This is a genomic window from Rhizobium sp. BK098 (assembly GCF_014193155.1).
In the GTDB taxonomy this organism is placed as follows: Bacteria; Pseudomonadota; Alphaproteobacteria; order Rhizobiales; family Rhizobiaceae; genus Rhizobium.
This window is the reverse complement of record NZ_JACHYY010000002.1, coordinates 145,823-161,770: the sequence shown is the minus strand read 5'-3', so window position 1 is coordinate 161,770 and position 15,948 is coordinate 145,823. Positions and strand designations below refer to the sequence as shown.

The following is a 15,948-nucleotide window of genomic DNA, read 5'->3' as shown; positions in this document are numbered from 1 at the left end:
GTGTTCTTCGTCCGTACCGCCAGCGAGCAGGACCTTGAAAAGGTCCGCGCTCTGCTCGGCGAGACTTGGCACGCGACCTATGACCGGATCTACGGGCCGGAAAAGGTCAGCGAGCTGCACGCCTCCTGGCACTCGCCGGCTTCGCTGAAGGCGCGGCTGGCGAACAAGAACTCGGAATTCCTGGTGGCCGACGACGGCAGGACCATTGGCGGCATGGGCTATGCCGCCATGTCCAAGGAGATGACAAAAACCGTCATGCTCTACATGCTCTATGTCAGCCCAAAGCATCAGCGTGAGGGTATCGGCCGAGACATATTTGCTGAGCTGGAGACCTGCTTTCCCGACGCCGAGATCATGCGCCTTGAGGTCGATCCGCAGAACAAGCCGGCAATTGCTTTCTACAAGGCTCATGGCTTTGTCGAGGTCGGTCGCACGGAAAACTGCGGCAATGGGCAGTCGGGCATTCCAGCACTGATTTTCGAAAAGCCATTGACGGCCCACTGAAAGAATAGACGAGACCGTTCATGGAAGCCGCCCGCCTGCTAATCCGCGAAGCGAAAGAAGCCGACCTTCGCACCCTGATCGGCTTATTTGCCGCCGACGCAGTGGGCGGCCATGGCGATACGACCGACCCGTCTGCCCATGACGATTACCTCCGTGCGTTTCGCATCATCGCGGCGTCGGCTGGGCAGATGCTCTATGTCGCCGAACGCGCCGGCGAAGTGGTAGGGACGTTCCAGACGATGATCACGACGACGCTGACCGGGCGGGGCGGCTCTGCCATGATCATCGAAGCGGTCCAGACGCGCGCCGATATGCGCGGGCAGGGGATCGGTGCCGCCATGATCAAGTTCTGCATCGACGAGGCAAAAAGCCGCGGCATGCGGATGATTCAGTTGACATCGAATAATGCCCGCAAGGACGCGCATCGCTTCTATGAGAGACTGGGTTTCAAGCCGACGCATCTGGGCTTCAAGATGCTATTGAAATGAAGCCTTTTGCCCGCTGGAATCACTGGACAAGCAGGCCTAGGGGCGGCATAAGCAAACTATCGAATTCTGGTATCGCTCGCCCCTCAGCGGGTATCGAGGAAAAGACATGTGGAATTTCATCGTACAGACCTTCACTTGGTGGAACAGCCAAACTTTGGGAACGCGCTTCGCGACCTGGCGGTTTGGCAAGCGTGTCGGCGAGGATGAATTCGGCAACGTCTATTACGAAGGCGGCATGTCTTCCTACGGCCTCCCGAAACGCTGGGTGATCTACAAGGGCTATGCCGAAGCCTCCGCCATTCCTCCGGGTTGGCACGGCTGGATGCATCATCGCACCGACGTTCCGCCGACCAAGGAAAACTATGTCGCCAAGGAATGGCAGAAGGAACATCGTGCCAATCCCACAGGTTCGCCGCAGGCTTACCGCCCGCCGGGCTCTCTCGCCGTTGCCGGCGAGCGTCCGCGCGTGACCGGCGATTACGACGCCTGGACCCCGGGCAACTAAGCGACAAGCCGGCTCGTCCTTTGGCCACAATTGGGCTTTAGGCGCGACATAGGCCGGCTTTTGCTCGGCGCCTTGACCGAGACCAAGCGGAGAGTGGCGGATATGATGGTTTTCACGCGGAGCGCTTCTTTGCGTGCACTGGCCGTAGCCGGCGTTGCTCTCGTCACCGGCATCTTGGCAGCTTCCACCGCCGAGGCCGCCCGTATCGCAAATCCGGTCGCCGTTTTCTCCGGCCTCGACAAGATCACCGGACGCATCACCACTTTCGATGTCTATGTCAACGAAACCGTGCAGTTCGGCGCGCTGCAGGTGACACCGCGCGCCTGCTATTCGCGAGACGATACCGAGCAGCAGAAGGTAGACGGTTTCGTCGAAGTCGACGAGATCACACTCGATCGCCGTATCCGCCGTATCTTCACCGGCTGGATGTTTGCCGATAGCCCCGGCCTCAACGCCGTCGAGCATCCGATCTATGACGTCTGGCTGAAAGAGTGCAAGCAAAAGTCCGACGTTCCGGCACCGGATACCGCTGGCGCGAAGTAATCGGTCTTCGAGACATTCACAGTAGGGTTATGTGCCCGCAGAAGCCTTGCTCCCGCGGGCATCGTCTTAACCGTTATCCGAATTGGCGGCGGATTCACCTATCGCCTGACGATCGGCAATCTCCGACAAATCAAGAATGATCCTCACGCCGTCTTTGACCTTGTGACGAAAGACGTCGTTGCGGTCCGGATGGGCTCTCAACTTGCCTCCGTCACGGAGGGCCTGAAGCCGCGAGCGCGAGATCGCCAACTCCGATGCAAGCAGCCGATCAAGGCGAAGGTTCACCGGGAACTCGGCTGATATCTCGATATCAAGCAAAGTCCGGCCGCTTGCCGCACGTATCGTCTGCTTCCGGATGATAACGTCGAGCGGCTCGTCGATACGTTTTGCTTTCCGCTTCAGTCCATCAAGATCGAACTCTTGCGCTCGCACCCACTCCGGATCGCTGCCTTGTAGCGCCTCTAGCGTGGACGGGCCAAGGTCTTGAACGGTCCGGCGCTCGAAGAGCGTTCGGTTCCATGTCTTGTCGCAATCGATGCACTTATAGACGAGCCAGGCATCGAGCCGCTTGCCATTGGCGTTGAGCCTGATCTTGCCGCTCGATCTGAAGGGCTTCTGGCATCCGCAGCCGCTGCAGGCGATCCATGGCTGAGGCGATGTTTTAGGCGTAAGGGTCCAACGGACCTGAAGAATATTGCACATACCGTCTTGGTCTTCCGTCTGGAAGTCCACCAAGCTGGCGGTGAGACAAGCCCGTCGGGGCACGGCATGGCGATATTGCGGGACGGCTGAAGAGCTGAGACAGCGGCGGCTGCATTAGGCGCGTTTTGACAATGCCAAACCGGTCTCAGGCCATCACCCAATGGACATGAACATGCATCGGACGGCATCTTGCCGCCCTGAGGCACGGGGTGATTTGGATGAGACCGGTATTTACGACGGCAAAGTGGAACCTCTGTGCACCAATGCTCTTCGCGTGAAGGGATAGCAGACCACAACCGGAATTTGAAGTGGTCCCAAAACGCTCAGGGCGGATCGTCGGAAAAGCTGAGATTGGGCGATTCCATCGCCTTCTCGAGCATCTTCGCATAGGCATCCTTCGGCACGTCGATGGCGCCGAATGTCTTCAGATGCTCGGTGGTGAATTGCGTATCGAGCAGGGTGAAGCCGCGTTCGCGCAGGCGCTCCACCAGATAGACAAGACAGATCTTGGAAGCATCCGTGCGGCGAGAAAACATGCTTTCACCGAAGAAGGCGGATCCCAGGGAGACGCCATAGAGACCGCCGACCAGCCGGTCACCTTCCCAGGCTTCGACGGAATGGGCATGGCCGATATGGTGCAGGGTGGCGTAGAGCGAGCGGATCGTCTCGTTGATCCAGGTGCTGGGGCGATCGCTCGTCTGTTCGCCGCAGGCCGCTATGACGGCCTCAAAATCGCTATCGAAACGGATGTCGAAAGGATGTTGACGGATCTTCTTGGCGAGACTCTTGGAGACGTGAAACGTATCCAGGGGGATGATGCCTCGCAATTCCGGCTCGACCCAGAAGATTTCCGGGTCATCAGCAGATTCGGCCATCGGGAAAAGCCCGATGGAATAGGCGCGCAGCAGGATCTCCGGGGTAACGCCGGGATGTCTGCTGCGCGCTCCGGGCATTGGCTAGGCCGATGTGTTTGCCAGGTAGTTTTCCAACCAGTGGATATCGTAATCGCCGTTGGCGATATCCTGGTTGGAAACCAGATCCTGGAAGAGCGGCAGGGTGGTCTTGATGCCATCTACCACGAATTCGTCCAGCGCGCGGCGCAGGCGCATCATGCATTCGACGCGGGTGCGTCCGTGCACGATCAGCTTGCCGATGAGGCTGTCGTAGTAGGGAGGGATTCTGTAGCCCTGATAGGCGCCGGAATCGATACGAACGCCGAGGCCACCGGGCGCATGGAAATGCGTGATCGTGCCGGGCGAGGGGACGAAGGTACGCGCGTCCTCGGCATTGATGCGGCATTCGATGGCATGGCCTTGGAAATGCACCTCATCCTGCGTCACCGAAAGACCACCGCCGGAAGCGACGCGGATCTGCTCGTGCACGAGGTCGATGCCTGTGATCGCTTCCGTGACCGGATGTTCCACCTGCAGGCGCGTGTTCATTTCGATGAAATAGAACTCGCCGTTCTCATAGAGGAACTCGATGGTGCCGGCGCCGCGATATTTCAGCTTCTTCATCGCGTCGGCGCAGATCTGGCCGATCTTCATGCGCTGTTCGACGTTGAGTGCCGGGGAGTTGGCTTCTTCCCAGACCTTCTGGTGGCGGCGCTGCAGTGAGCAGTCGCGTTCACCGAGATGGATGGCGTTGCCTTCACCGTCACCGAAAACCTGGATTTCGATGTGGCGCGGCTTGCCGAGGTACTTTTCCATATAGACGGATTCGTTGCCGAAGGCTGCTGCGGCCTCCGTGCGGGCCGTCGACCAAGCCTCGATCAGGTCCTCTTCCGTGCGGGCAACCTTCATGCCGCGGCCGCCGCCGCCGGCGGTTGCCTTGATGAGAACCGGATAGCCGATTTCGCGCGCCGTCTTCAGCGCATCCGCCTCGGTCTTCACTTCGCCGTCGGAGCCGGGGACAACCGGAATGCCGAGCTGCTGCGCCGTGGTCTTGGCAGTAATCTTGTCGCCCATGATGCGGATATGCTCCGCCGTCGGACCGATGAAGGTGATGCCGTGTGCATCGAGAATATCGGCGAACTTGGCATTTTCCGAAAGGAAGCCATAGCCGGGATGCACGGCGTCCGCGCCGGTGATTTCACAGGCGGCAACAATCTGGTGGATGTTGAGATAGCTGTCGCGCGACGGCGGCGGGCCGATGCAAACGCTTTCATCCGCCAGGCGCACATGCATCGCGTCGCCGTCAGCGGTCGAATGCACCGCAACGGTCGCAATGCCAAGCTCCTTGCAGGCGCGCAGCACGCGCAGAGCGATCTCTCCGCGATTGGCTATGAGAATCTTCGAAATAATGGGCATGGGCCGACCTTACTCGATGACGACCAGGGCTTCGCCGTACTCGACCGGACGACCGTCCTGAACGAGAATTTCAGTCACCGTTCCGGACTTCGGCGCGGGAATCTGGTTCATCGTCTTCATGGCTTCGATGATGAGCAGCGTCTGCCCTTCCTTGACGGACGCGCCGACCTGGATGAAGGCAGCAGAGCCCGGTGCCGGCGCAAGGTAGGCAGTGCCGACCATGGGCGCGCTGACGATGTTGTCGGGATTGCGGGCGTTGCTTGCCGGAGCAGCGGCGGTCGATGCTGCTGCAGCGGCGGCGGGAGCGGCATAGGCGACCGGGGCGGCAATCGGCGCCTGAACATATTGCGTCGCGCCGGCGCGCGACACGCGGATGCGCAAATCTTCCTGTTCGACTTCGATCTCGGTCAGATCCGTGTCGTTGAGAATATTGGCGAGATCGCGAATCAGCGCCTGGTCGATACCCGATTTCTTTTCAGCCATTGGATTTCTTGCCCTGTATTTTTGTTATTGGGTGATGGATTTCAGCGCTTGCAGCGCCAGGATGTAGCTATGAGGTCCGAAACCGCAGATCATGCCCTTTGCAGCGGGCGCGATCATCGATTTGTGCCGGAATTCTTCGCGTGCGTGGATGTTTGAAATATGCACCTCCACGACGGGAATGGAGATGGCGCGGATCGCATCGTGTAAAGCGATCGACGTGTGACCGTAGGCGCCGGGATTGATCGCGACACCGGCGGCCTTGTCGCCGGCTTCATGGATCCAGTCCACCAGCACGCCTTCGTGATTGCTCTGACGGAAGTCGACAACGAAGCCCAGGCTTTCACCGACGGACTTGCAGTCGGCTTCGATATCCTTGAGCGTCTTGCCGCCATAGATGCCCGGCTCGCGCTTGCCGAGAGCATTTAAATTGGGTCCGTTAAGGACGAAAATAGTTTGCGCCATCAGTGGTTCCGTCAAAGTGCAGCGCAACCTATAGACTCCCGAGGCCCTATAGGAAAGCCCCGGTGAGAAGGTTGCGTGCCTCTAGATGTGGAAACGCCGCGATTTTGGCATTTTTGCGCCGCTCAGCAGCTCGTCTTGCCGCAACTGCGAACGTTGGCGATCTTCTCCTTGATGGCATCGAGGCCAACCGCGCCGGAAATCATCTCGTTGCCGATGACGTAGGCGGGTGTACCGTTGACGCCGAGATCGGTAGCAAGCTGGTAAGTGGCCTTGATCATGGCGGTATTCGGCGCTTTTGCCATTTCGGCGCGGATGGCCGCCTCGCTGACGCCAAGCGAGGTGGCGACATCGATGGCCGTGTCCTCGGAGGCGCGGCCGTCGCTGCCCAGCAGCTTATGATGGAATTCGGCATATTTTTCCGGTGCGAGCAGGCGGAACGCGCTGGAAACCCGGGAGGCTGCTACCGAATCCTGGCCAAGGATCGGGAACTCCTTCAGCACGAAGCGAACATTCTTGTCCTGCTGCAGGAGCTTGTCCATGTCGCCAAGCGCATGCCGGCAATAGGTGCAGTTATAGTCGAAGAACTCGACAACGGTGATATCGCCCTTCGGATTGCCGATGGCGACATCATCCTTGGAATTGAAGATCGCGTCCTTATTCTGTGTGATCACCTGCGACGACTGTGCGATCCGGGCTTCGTCCTGCTTCTTTTCGAGCGCGGCCTGCGCATCCAGCAGCACCTCCGGATGCTCGACGAGATACTCCTTGATGAAATCCCCGATTTCCTTCTTCTGCTGGTCGTCCAGCGCCGCGGCCGGCTGGATTGTGGCGAAGGACGCTGTCAGGGCAATCGCCGAAACCGTCAGCAGGCTTTTGAGAGAAAAGGTCATTGGGTCCTCGTTTGGATCTGATCGGAGACGTCATTCTCGGATGCGCCATAGCATCGTCGGGTTAACATCCGCAAATAGGCATCGACAATTTACGGTGCGTCCTTATTTCCAGAAACAGGAATTTTCACGACAAAGCCGCAATCGCAGGATTGTGAACGAGCCGATATTGCGGCAAATGTCGCTTGCCTATCCGATCCGAGAGAGAATTGACCTTGTTTTCCCTATCCAAGCGCAGCGATGTCGAACCCTTCCATGCCATGGACGTACTGGCGGAAGCGACGCGGAGACGCCAAGCCGGACACGCGGTCATTTCCATGGCTGTCGGACAGCCGTCTCATCCCGCACCGCAGGCGGCGTTGGAGGCTGCGCGTGCGGCTCTCGGCCATGGCCGCATCGGCTATACGGATGCGCTCGGCACTCTAGCCCTGCGGCAGGCACTCTCCACCCATTACCAGGCACACCACGGCCTCAGCATCGATCCGAAGCGCATTGCGATCACGACCGGATCGTCGGCCGGCTTCAACCTTGCCTTTCTGACCTTGTTCGATGCCGGTGACAGTGTCGCCATCGCACGGCCGGGCTATCCGGCCTATCGCAACATCCTTGCCGCACTCGGTCTCGATGTCGTCGAGGTTCCGGTCACCGAGGAGACGCAGTTTACACTCACGCCCGAGAGCTTGGAGGCAGCACAAGCGGCGAGCGGTAAGCGACTGAAGGGCGTGCTGCTGGCAAGCCCAGCCAATCCCACAGGCACGGTGACGGGCAGGGCGGCTTTGAAGGCGCTGGCGGATTATTGCGCCGATCGCTCCATCGCCTTCATCTCCGATGAAATCTACCACGGGCTGACCTTCGTCGGCGAGGAGACGAGCGCGCTGGAACTGACGGACGAGGCGATCGTCATCAATTCCTTCTCGAAATATTATTGCATGACCGGCTGGCGCATCGGCTGGATGGTCTTGCCGGAGCGGCTGGTCCGCCCCGTCGAACGTGTGGCCCAGAGCCTTTATATCTCCGCGCCGGAATTGTCGCAGATCGCCGCCGAGGCAGCGCTCGGCGCAGGTGCCGAATTGGATGTCTATCGTGAGAGCTACGGCCGCAACCGCGATTTCCTCATGCGCCGGCTGCCGGAAATCGGCTTTCACATTGCCTCGCCCATGGATGGCGCTTTCTACGCCTATGTCGATGTCAGCCGCTTCACGAACGACAGCATGGTCTTCGCGCAAAAGATGCTGGCGGAAATCAATGTCGCCGCCACGCCCGGCCTCGATTTCGATCCCGTTGAAGGACATCGCGCGATGCGCTTCTCCTATGCCGGCTCGAATGCCGAGATCGAGGAAGCCACCGAACGCATGGCGGCGTGGCTGAAATAGAATCCGCAATAAACAGCTTGTGCGAGCTTGCGAAAGTGCTTTCGCAAGTCGACGAGCTGTACGCTTTGGCCTCGATCTGTTCAGTGCTTGGGCATGACTGACGAATAAATCGTGCAACGGAAACGAAAAATCCGGCCGCGTCGCCACGGCCGGATTTTTGTCAAATTATTCTCAGTCGGTTTTCTTAAAAGAAGCCGCGGCGCTGCCACCAGCCGGCCTTCTTCGGCTTCGCCGACTCTCCGTCGCTCTCGCCACCTTCATTGGTGCGAGTGGATTTTACCACTGGAGCAGAGGAGGAAACGTTCGATTCGCGATTGGCTCGGGCCGGCTTGACTGCATCCTCAGTCGCTTCGGGCGTTGCCGCTTCCGCCGAATTGTCCAAAGCTTCGGTGGTCTCGGCGACCGCTTCGATTTCGACATCCGCTGCCGGCGCTTCGTCAACCGCGGGCGTCTCGACGGGCGATGCCTCGATGGCCTTTGCCTTGCGACGACCGCGGCCCTTGGCGGGCTTGATGTCTTCGGTGACGGCTGCTGCGGTTTCGACCGCTGCCATGGCGGGCTGCGCCTCGACGGCAGCTTCGCCTTCGGCGACCGCGATCTCGGCCACCGTTACGGTTGCTTCGTCGCCGTCTTCGGCATCATTCTCATCAGCTTCGTCGGAACCGGTTTCCTCGCCTGCAGCGGCCTGTTCGTTGCCTTCGTTTTCACGATTACGCCGGCCACCACGCTTGCCGCGGCGACGGCGCTTGCGCTTCTGCTGCGCGTCATCGTCGCCGCCAGCGGATGCAGCGTTATCTGCGCCGGCATCATCCTCGTCATCGTCGCCTTCGTCTCCATCATCGGCGATATCGGCCGTGGAGCCGTCTTCGGAAGCAGGAGCGGCTTGGTTATCATTGCCGCGGCCACGACGCCGACGACGGCGCTTGCGCTTGCGGTTGCCATCATTGCTTTCAGAGCGAGCGGCAGGCTGCTGCTCGGCGCTTGCAGCCTTTTCTTCCAACTCTTCGTCTTCATCCTCATCGGCTTCGATGACGATATCGTCGTCATCATCGTCCGGAATGGCTGCGAAGTTGAACAGGCTTTCGATCTTCACCGGATTGGCGACCGGCTCGCCACGGTCGATCGCGAAGTGCTGCGTGCCAACGGCATTGTCGGCATCGATGAGGATCGCGACGCCGAAGCGGCTTTCGTAATCGATGATCGTCTGGCGCTTGTGGTTGAGCAGATAGAGCGCAATGTCCGGCGTCGTGCGCACGGTGATGTCGTGCGTCGTGTTCTTGAGCAGATATTCCTCGATGCCGCGCAGGACATGCAGGGCAACGGAAGACTGCGAGCGAACGTGACCCGTGCCGCCGCAATGCGAGCAGATTTGCGTCGTGCTTTCGAGAACCGAAGCGCGGATGCGCTGGCGCGACATTTCCAGAAGGCCGAAATGCGAGATGCGGCCGACCTGGATGCGGGCGCGGTCATTCTTCAGGCATTCCTTCAGCTTCTTCTCGACGGCGCGATTGTTGCGCTTTTCTTCCATGTCGATGAAGTCGATGACGATCAGGCCGGCAAGGTCGCGCAGGCGAAGCTGGCGAGCCACTTCGTCGGCTGCTTCGAGATTCGTCTGGAGCGCGGTGTCCTCGATCGAATGTTCGCGAGTCGAGCGGCCGGAGTTGACGTCGATCGAAACCAGCGCTTCCGTCTGGTTCATGATCAGGTAGCCGCCGGACTTCAGCGTGACCTGCGGCTGCAGCATGCGGTCGAGCTGCGCTTCGATGCCGGAACGCGAGAAGATCGGATGGATGTCGCGGTACGGCTGAACCACCTTGGCGTGGCTCGGCATCAGCATCTTCATGAAGTCTTTCGCTTCACGATAGCCTTCCTCGCCAGAGACGATGATCTCGCTGATATCCTTGTTGTAGAGGTCGCGGATCGAGCGCTTGATCAGGCTGCCTTCTTCGTAGACGAGGCAAGGAGCCGTCGATGCCAGCGTCAGCGTGCGGACGTTTTCCCACAGGCGCATCAGATATTCGAAATCGCGCTTGACCTCGACCTTGGTGCGGTTGGCACCGGCAGTACGCAGGATGACGCCCATGCCCTGCGGCACTTCGAGCATCTTGGCGATTTCCTTCAGGCGCTTGCGGTCCTGCGGATTGGTGATCTTGCGGGAGATGCCGCCGCCGCGCGCCGTGTTCGGCATGAGAACCGAATAGCGGCCTGCGAGCGAAAGATAGGTGGTGAGTGCCGCACCCTTGTTGCCGCGTTCTTCCTTCGCCACCTGAACCAGTAGAATCTGGCGGCGCTTGATGACTTCCTGGATACGGTATTGCTTGCGCGGCTTGCGCTGGGCGCGATCGGGAACTTCTTCCATCGCGTCTTCGGCGCCGACGGATTCGATCACTTCCTCTTCATGGTCATCATCATCGTCGTCGTCATCGCGGCGACGCTTGGAGGTCGCGACGTCTTCCGAGATCGAATCGGTTTCAACCATCGCCGCCATTTCGCCCGACGGTCCTTCTTCGTCCTCGCTCGGCGCATCGACTGCGTCCGTCGCTTCAGGGGCGGGGGCTTCTTCAACTGCGGCCTTCTTGCGGCTGCGGCGCGGCTTTGCCTTCTTGGCAGGCGCTGCCTTTTCGGTGGCTTCGACAGCCTCCGAAGCAGGAGTCTGTTCCGCGATTGCGGCCGGCACTGCGGCTTCTTCGGCCTGCGCCGGGACAATGCCGATATCGGGTTGTTCCTGCTGTGAAAGATCGAGCGCCGTTTCGACATGCTCGACGTCGTCGTCGCGGCGATGCTCTTCGGCCTCAGCCTTCAAAAGCGCCTGCCGGTCGGCCAGCGGGATCTGATAGTAATCGGGATGGATTTCCGCAAAGGCCAGGAAGCCGTGCCGGTTGCCGCCGTAGTCAACGAAAGCGGCTTGAAGCGAGGGCTCGACCCTCGTTACCTTTGCAAGATAGATGTTGCCGCGGATCTGCTTCTTGTGCTGGGACTCGAAGTCAAATTCTTCTATGCGGTTCCCGCGAACGACAACGACGCGCGTCTCTTCCTCGTGAGACGCATCGATAAGCATTTTGTCTGCCATGAAAGCTGTGCTCCTCGGCGCAGACAATCGGATGGGGGCCTTCCTGTCACTGGGACAGGCCGGATGTGATCCGCAATTGTTGCGCCGGATAATGAAAGTCGCGATTGGTTCGGCGATGACAGCATCCAGACGGCAGCCGGGGCATCATATCCCTGGGGTCTGTTGACTTTCTGAAAAAGCTGCTGCGGTAACATCCGTAACCAAGCGAGATCGACTATGCCTTAGACCCACAAATGGGTCCGATGAAGGTGCTCTCTAAAGAGCGTTTGGTGGCTTTCCACCGATGAATTTCCCGTTTGAAGCCGGAAATTCAGATATCCACTGTTTCGAGCAGAAGTACTGCAGACGGCGGATGAATGCCGCTTATTGGCGCCTGGTACTCGAGGCGGCTGCCTTTGCGACGACTCTATCCCGTCAACACTTCTACCCTAATATGCGTTGTATGTTTTATCTGTCACAATAGCAAGGGAAAAGCCAAGTATGCCATAATATTGATGGATTCGTCGGATGATGAGGACGCGGGAGGATGTCTTGTCGATTCGTCTCCCGGCGCATCACCGATGCAGCCATCAGGTCAAACCTGGTTCCCGTTATTGGCACTTCAAAAACAACGCCGAAACCAATATGGGGCGCGTTGGGCACTTGGTAAAGGGATTGCGGCATGTGGCGGAGAGTGGCGTGAGGGCTTTGCGATTTGCGGCAGCGGCCTTTGCTCTGGTGATTCTCGTTTCGGTTTCTGCATTTGCGCCCGCAGCGGCGGCGGATGCTTCTGTGCTTGCCTATGGCGCCCGCATCGCCGGCGACGATGCCCGCACGCGTATCGTCATCGACATGGACCGGGCTCCCACCTTCACGGTTCACTACCTTGACAATCCCGTCCGTGTCGTCGTCGATCTCCCATCAACTGCATTCGGCTTCCCCGCCGGCAGTCTGAAGCCGACCGGCCTCTTCAAGGATATTCGCTACGGCACGATGGATGCGGACAGCGCCCGTATCGTGCTGACGGCAAAGAAACCGGTTAAGCTGGTCACGGCCAAGGTTCAGGCCGATGAGAGCGGCAAGGGGCAGCGCCTCGTGCTGGATGCCGAGATGCTGCCTGCCGAACAATTTGCCGAGCTTGTAAATAAGCAGAGCTGGACGAGCGACGATACCGCCAAGGACGTCGGTCCGGTCGAGCCGGCGCAGAAAGCCGATCCGAATGTCTTCCTCGTTGCGGTCGATGCCGGTCACGGCGGTATCGATGCCGGCGCGACCGGCACGGACGGCGTCACGCAGGAAAAGGACATTACGCTCGCATTTGCGAAGATGTTTGCCGACAAGCTGAATGCGCAGCCCGGCATCAAGGCCTTCCTGACACGCGATAAGGATCAATATCTCTCGCTGTCCGAACGCGTGACCATCGCCCGGCAAAATCGCGCTTCGCTCTTCATCTCGCTGCATGCCGATACGCTGAAGCAGAAGGATATCCGCGGCGCGACCGTATATACCATCTCGGACAAGGCATCGGACCGTCTTGCCGGCGAGGTGGCCGATCGTGAAAACAATTCCGATCAGATCGCCGGCGCCGAGGCTCAGACGCAGCCGGCCGCCGTCAATGATATTCTCATGGATCTGACACGCCGCGAGACTCAAGCCTTCTCCATTTCGCTGGCGCAGGATGTATTGTCCTCGTTCAACGGCCAGATCGCCATGATCAACAATCCGCATCGCCATGCGGGTTTCCAGGTGCTGACTGCGCCCGACGTGCCCTCGATCCTGCTCGAGCTCGGTTTTCTCTCCAACAAGGAGGATGAAAAGCTGCTGCTCGATGCCAATTGGCGGGAGAAGGTCGCCGATCGTTTGACGGAGGCGGTGAAGCAATATCGCGTGGCCATCATCGCCAATGGCGGCTGATGGCTTCGGATTGGACGATCCGTCGTGGCTTCCATGTAACAGCGATGTACTTTAGGACTGGATGAAATTGGAATGCTGGCGTCGGGCCCTATTTTGCTCACATTCCCGCCGTTACAGCGAAGTATCATTTGCTCGCGTATGAAGCACGGCTTTGTCCCATTGCCGTCTTGCATTCACGCCGCGAGCGTGCAAAACGCCCGTGATTATGCGATGATCTCGCGCACGTGCCGCATGAAGAACAAGCACCGGTAGTATCAGATGATCAGACTGATTGGATATTTCTTTGGCCTGGGCTGCCTCCTGTTTCTGGGTGTGGCGGCTGCGGCTGCCATCTATCTGAGCGTGGTCTCGAAGGAACTGCCCGATTACGAGGTGCTTGCCAAATACGCGCCGCCGGTCACGACGCGCATCCACGCCGGCAACGGCGCGCTGATGAAGGAATATTCGCGCGAGAACCGGCTTTTCGTGCCGATCCAGGCCATTCCCGATCGCGTCAAGGCGGCTTTCCTTTCGGCGGAAGACAAGAATTTCTACAACCATCCCGGCGTTGATGTCGGCGGTCTTATCCGCGCCGTGGCCGTGAATCTGCAGAATATCGGTTCCGGCCGCCGCTTCGTCGGCGCGTCCACCATCACGCAGCAGGTCGCCAAGAACTTCCTGCTGTCCGCCGACCAGACTTTCGACCGCAAGATCAAAGAAGCGATTCTCTCCTTCCGCATCGAGCAGGCCTACAGCAAGGACAAGATCCTCGAGCTTTACCTGAACGAAATCTATTTCGGCCTGAATTCCTACGGCATCGCCGGCGCTGCGCTCACCTATTTCGACAAGTCGGTCAACGAACTGACCATCGCCGAATCGGCCTATCTGGCATCGCTCCCCAAGGGGCCGTCGAACTATAATCCCTTCCGCCGCGCCGAAGCAGCGCTCACCCGCCGCAACTGGGTGATCGATCGCATGGTCGAGAATGGCTATGTCAGCCAGAGCGACGGTGAAGAGGCGAAGAAGCAGCCGCTCGGCGTCGTGCCGCCGAAGAGCGGCCCGTCGCTCTTCGCGTCCGACTATTTTGCCGAGGAAGTTCGCCGCCAGTTGATCGACCAATATGGCGAGAAGACCCTCTACGAAGGTGGCCTTTCCGTTCGTACGTCGCTCGATCCGCAGATGCAGCTCGAAGCTCGCAAGGCCCTTCAGGATGGTCTGATCGATTATGACGAGCGCCGCGGCTATCGCGGCCCGCTCAAGCAGATTGCCACCTCACAGGATTGGGGCGTCGAGCTCGCGAAGGTTCCAAGCCTGAGCGACGTGCCGGAATGGCGGGTCGCCGTCGTCCTTTCCGTATCGGATCAAGGCGTTGATATCGGCCTGCAGCCGCGCGTCGATGCCGCCGGCAAGGTATCGACGGAGCGGACACGCGGCACGATCTCCCCCGCCGACATGCGCTGGGCCTATCGCTCGGCCGGCGGCAAGTCGGCCAAATCGCCGAGCGGCGTATTGAGCCCCGGTGATGTGATTTACGTGCAAAAGACCGGTAATGCCGATTCGAGCAGCTACCGTCTGCGCCAGCCGCCGAAGGTGCAGGGCGGTCTCGTTGCCATGGACCCGCATACCGGCCGCGTACTCGCCATGGTCGGCGGCTTCTCCTACGCGCAGTCCGAATTCAACCGTGCAACGCAGGCCAAGCGGCAGCCCGGTTCGTCGTTCAAGCCTTTCGTCTACGCGGCCGCCATGGATAATGGCTATACACCGGCCTCCGTCATTCTGGACGACCCGCTGCAGATCACGCTGAGCAATGGCGATGTCTGGAAGCCGACGAACTACGAAGGCGAGGGTGGTGGCGTTCATACGCTTCGTTTCGCCATCGAACACTCGCGCAACCTCATGACGGTGCGTCTCGCTTCCGATATGGGCATGCCGTTGGTTGCCGAATATGCCGAGCGCTTCGGTATCTACGACCATATGAACCCCGTGCTTGCCATGTCGCTCGGCGCCGGCGAAACGACGGTGCTGCGCATGGTTTCGGCCTATTCGGTCATGGCCAATGGTGGCAAACAGATCAAGCCGACGCTCATCGACCGCATCCAGGACCGTTACGGCAAGACCATCTTCAAGCATGAGGAACGCGTCTGCGACAGTTGCAACGTTAGCGCCTGGCAGAATCAGGACGAGCCTGTCATCGCCGACAATCGCGAGCAGGTGCTCGATCCTATGACGGCCTATCAGGTCACGTCGATGATGCAGGGCGTCATCATCCGCGGCACGGCCGCCGGCAAGATCAAGCTCAATACCGATGTCGCCGGCAAGACCGGCACCACCAATGATGAGAAGGATGCCTGGTTCGTCGGCTACACGCCGAGCCTCGTCGCCGGCCTTTACATCGGCTACGATACGCCGACCCCGCTCGGCCGCGGCGGCACCGGCGGCGCCCTTGCCGCGCCGATCTTCAACGAGTTCATGCAGGCCGCCACCAAGGATGAGGCGCCTGAGAAGTTCCAGGTTCCGGCCGGCATGACGATGGTTGCGGTCAACCGCGCGACCGGCATGGCCGCACAGCCCGGCGAGCCGAATGCCATTATGGAAGCCTTCAAGCCCGGCACCGGCCCGGCTACCAGCCTGCAGGTCATCGGCGGCGGCGATGCCGCGGCGCAGGTGGCGCCTGAGGAAATCCTCAGGACTTCGCCGCAGGCGAACCAGGCGGTCACCTCCGGATCCGGCGGTCTCTTCTGATCCGACCC

The 15,948-nt window shown here is 59.7% G+C and carries 14 protein-coding genes; 7 read left to right on the top strand and 7 right to left on the bottom strand.

Annotation, left to right across the window (positions count from 1 at the left end; genetic code table 11):
- From FHT73_RS05685 to FHT73_RS05670, 4 genes are all read left to right on the top strand, one after another.
- Nucleotides 1-504, top strand: a complete 504-nt coding sequence (locus tag FHT73_RS05685) for a GNAT family N-acetyltransferase (RefSeq protein WP_183710296.1) — start codon at nt 1-3, stop codon at nt 502-504.
- A 20-nt stretch (nt 505-524) separates the two neighbouring features.
- Nucleotides 525-992 carry a GNAT family N-acetyltransferase gene (locus FHT73_RS05680; RefSeq protein ID WP_183710294.1) on the top strand — a complete coding sequence of 156 codons (468 nt, stop codon included), beginning with the start codon at nt 525-527 and terminating at the stop codon, nt 990-992.
- Nucleotides 993-1,098: 106 nt separating this feature from the next.
- Nucleotides 1,099-1,497, top strand: coding sequence for an NADH:ubiquinone oxidoreductase subunit NDUFA12 (locus FHT73_RS05675; RefSeq protein WP_095434555.1), 399 nt, complete (start codon nt 1,099-1,101; stop codon nt 1,495-1,497).
- A 102-nt stretch (nt 1,498-1,599) separates the two neighbouring features.
- Nucleotides 1,600-2,040 (top strand): DUF2155 domain-containing protein, encoded by a 441-nt coding sequence (locus FHT73_RS05670; RefSeq protein ID WP_183710292.1) that lies wholly within the window; start codon nt 1,600-1,602, stop codon nt 2,038-2,040.
- Between the two features lie 66 nt (nt 2,041-2,106).
- On the opposite strand, the gene FHT73_RS05665 is transcribed toward FHT73_RS05670, so the two are convergent.
- The 6 genes from FHT73_RS05665 to FHT73_RS05640 all read right to left on the bottom strand — a co-directional run bounded on the left by FHT73_RS05665 (nt 2,107) and on the right by FHT73_RS05640 (nt 6,886).
- Complete coding sequence (locus tag FHT73_RS05665; protein ID WP_183710290.1) at nt 2,107-2,742, bottom strand: DUF1062 domain-containing protein; 636 nt, start codon at nt 2,740-2,742, stop codon at nt 2,107-2,109.
- 323 nt (nt 2,743-3,065) lie between these two features.
- Nucleotides 3,066-3,695 carry a leucyl/phenylalanyl-tRNA--protein transferase gene (gene aat / locus FHT73_RS05660; protein WP_183710288.1) on the bottom strand — a complete coding sequence of 210 codons (630 nt, stop codon included), beginning with the start codon at nt 3,693-3,695 and terminating at the stop codon, nt 3,066-3,068.
- A gap of 3 nt (nt 3,696-3,698) precedes the next feature.
- Nucleotides 3,699-5,051, bottom strand: coding sequence for an acetyl-CoA carboxylase biotin carboxylase subunit (accC, locus tag FHT73_RS05655; RefSeq protein ID WP_015339569.1), 1,353 nt, complete (start codon nt 5,049-5,051; stop codon nt 3,699-3,701).
- Between the two features lie 9 nt (nt 5,052-5,060).
- The gene (accB, locus tag FHT73_RS05650; protein WP_183710286.1) at nt 5,061-5,534 is read right to left on the bottom strand and encodes an acetyl-CoA carboxylase biotin carboxyl carrier protein; all 474 of its coding nucleotides are present in this window, start codon (nt 5,532-5,534) and stop codon (nt 5,061-5,063) included.
- 24 nt (nt 5,535-5,558) lie between these two features.
- Complete coding sequence (gene aroQ, locus FHT73_RS05645) at nt 5,559-5,996, bottom strand: type II 3-dehydroquinate dehydratase (RefSeq protein ID WP_132716398.1); 438 nt, start codon at nt 5,994-5,996, stop codon at nt 5,559-5,561.
- Between the two features lie 122 nt (nt 5,997-6,118).
- On the bottom strand, nt 6,119-6,886 hold the full coding sequence (locus FHT73_RS05640) for a DsbA family protein (RefSeq protein WP_112337484.1): 768 nt from the start codon (nt 6,884-6,886) through the stop codon (nt 6,119-6,121).
- Between the two features lie 212 nt (nt 6,887-7,098).
- Between FHT73_RS05640 and FHT73_RS05635 the strand changes: the two genes are divergently transcribed.
- A complete protein-coding gene (locus tag FHT73_RS05635; RefSeq protein WP_112607596.1) occupies nt 7,099-8,256 on the top strand; it encodes an aminotransferase class I/II-fold pyridoxal phosphate-dependent enzyme in 1,158 nt (385 codons plus the stop codon).
- Nucleotides 8,257-8,440: 184 nt separating this feature from the next.
- On the opposite strand, the gene FHT73_RS05630 is transcribed toward FHT73_RS05635, so the two are convergent.
- Complete coding sequence (locus tag FHT73_RS05630) at nt 8,441-11,326, bottom strand: ribonuclease E/G (protein WP_112607084.1); 2,886 nt, start codon at nt 11,324-11,326, stop codon at nt 8,441-8,443.
- A 678-nt stretch (nt 11,327-12,004) separates the two neighbouring features.
- Here FHT73_RS05630 and FHT73_RS05625 point away from each other — a divergent pair.
- The gene (locus FHT73_RS05625; RefSeq protein WP_112607082.1) at nt 12,005-13,219 is read left to right on the top strand and encodes an N-acetylmuramoyl-L-alanine amidase; all 1,215 of its coding nucleotides are present in this window, start codon (nt 12,005-12,007) and stop codon (nt 13,217-13,219) included.
- A gap of 258 nt (nt 13,220-13,477) precedes the next feature.
- Nucleotides 13,478-15,940, top strand: a complete 2,463-nt coding sequence (locus FHT73_RS05620; RefSeq protein ID WP_183710284.1) for a penicillin-binding protein 1A — start codon at nt 13,478-13,480, stop codon at nt 15,938-15,940.
- The last annotated feature ends 8 nt before the right edge of the window (nt 15,941-15,948 follow it).

Bases quoted from the DNA above. Each gene is read 5' to 3' on its own strand.
- FHT73_RS05630 (WP_112607084.1), bottom strand. From the start codon at position 11,326: ATGGCAGACAAAATGCTTATCGATGCGTCTCACGAGGAAGAGACGCGC.
- accB (WP_183710286.1), bottom strand. From the start codon at position 5,534: ATGGCTGAAAAGAAATCGGGTATCGACCAGGCGCTGATTCGCGATCTC.
- FHT73_RS05640 (WP_112337484.1), bottom strand. From the start codon at position 6,886: ATGACCTTTTCTCTCAAAAGCCTGCTGACGGTTTCGGCGATTGCCCTG.
- FHT73_RS05670 (WP_183710292.1), top strand. From the start codon at position 1,600: ATGATGGTTTTCACGCGGAGCGCTTCTTTGCGTGCACTGGCCGTAGCC.
- FHT73_RS05620 (WP_183710284.1), top strand. From the start codon at position 13,478: ATGATCAGACTGATTGGATATTTCTTTGGCCTGGGCTGCCTCCTGTTT.
- FHT73_RS05675 (WP_095434555.1), top strand. From the start codon at position 1,099: ATGTGGAATTTCATCGTACAGACCTTCACTTGGTGGAACAGCCAAACT.
- FHT73_RS05680 (WP_183710294.1), top strand. From the start codon at position 525: ATGGAAGCCGCCCGCCTGCTAATCCGCGAAGCGAAAGAAGCCGACCTT.
- accC (WP_015339569.1), bottom strand. From the start codon at position 5,051: ATGCCCATTATTTCGAAGATTCTCATAGCCAATCGCGGAGAGATCGCT.
- aat (WP_183710288.1), bottom strand. From the start codon at position 3,695: ATGCCCGGAGCGCGCAGCAGACATCCCGGCGTTACCCCGGAGATCCTG.
- aroQ (WP_132716398.1), bottom strand. From the start codon at position 5,996: ATGGCGCAAACTATTTTCGTCCTTAACGGACCCAATTTAAATGCTCTC.
- FHT73_RS05665 (WP_183710290.1), bottom strand. From the start codon at position 2,742: ATGTGCAATATTCTTCAGGTCCGTTGGACCCTTACGCCTAAAACATCG.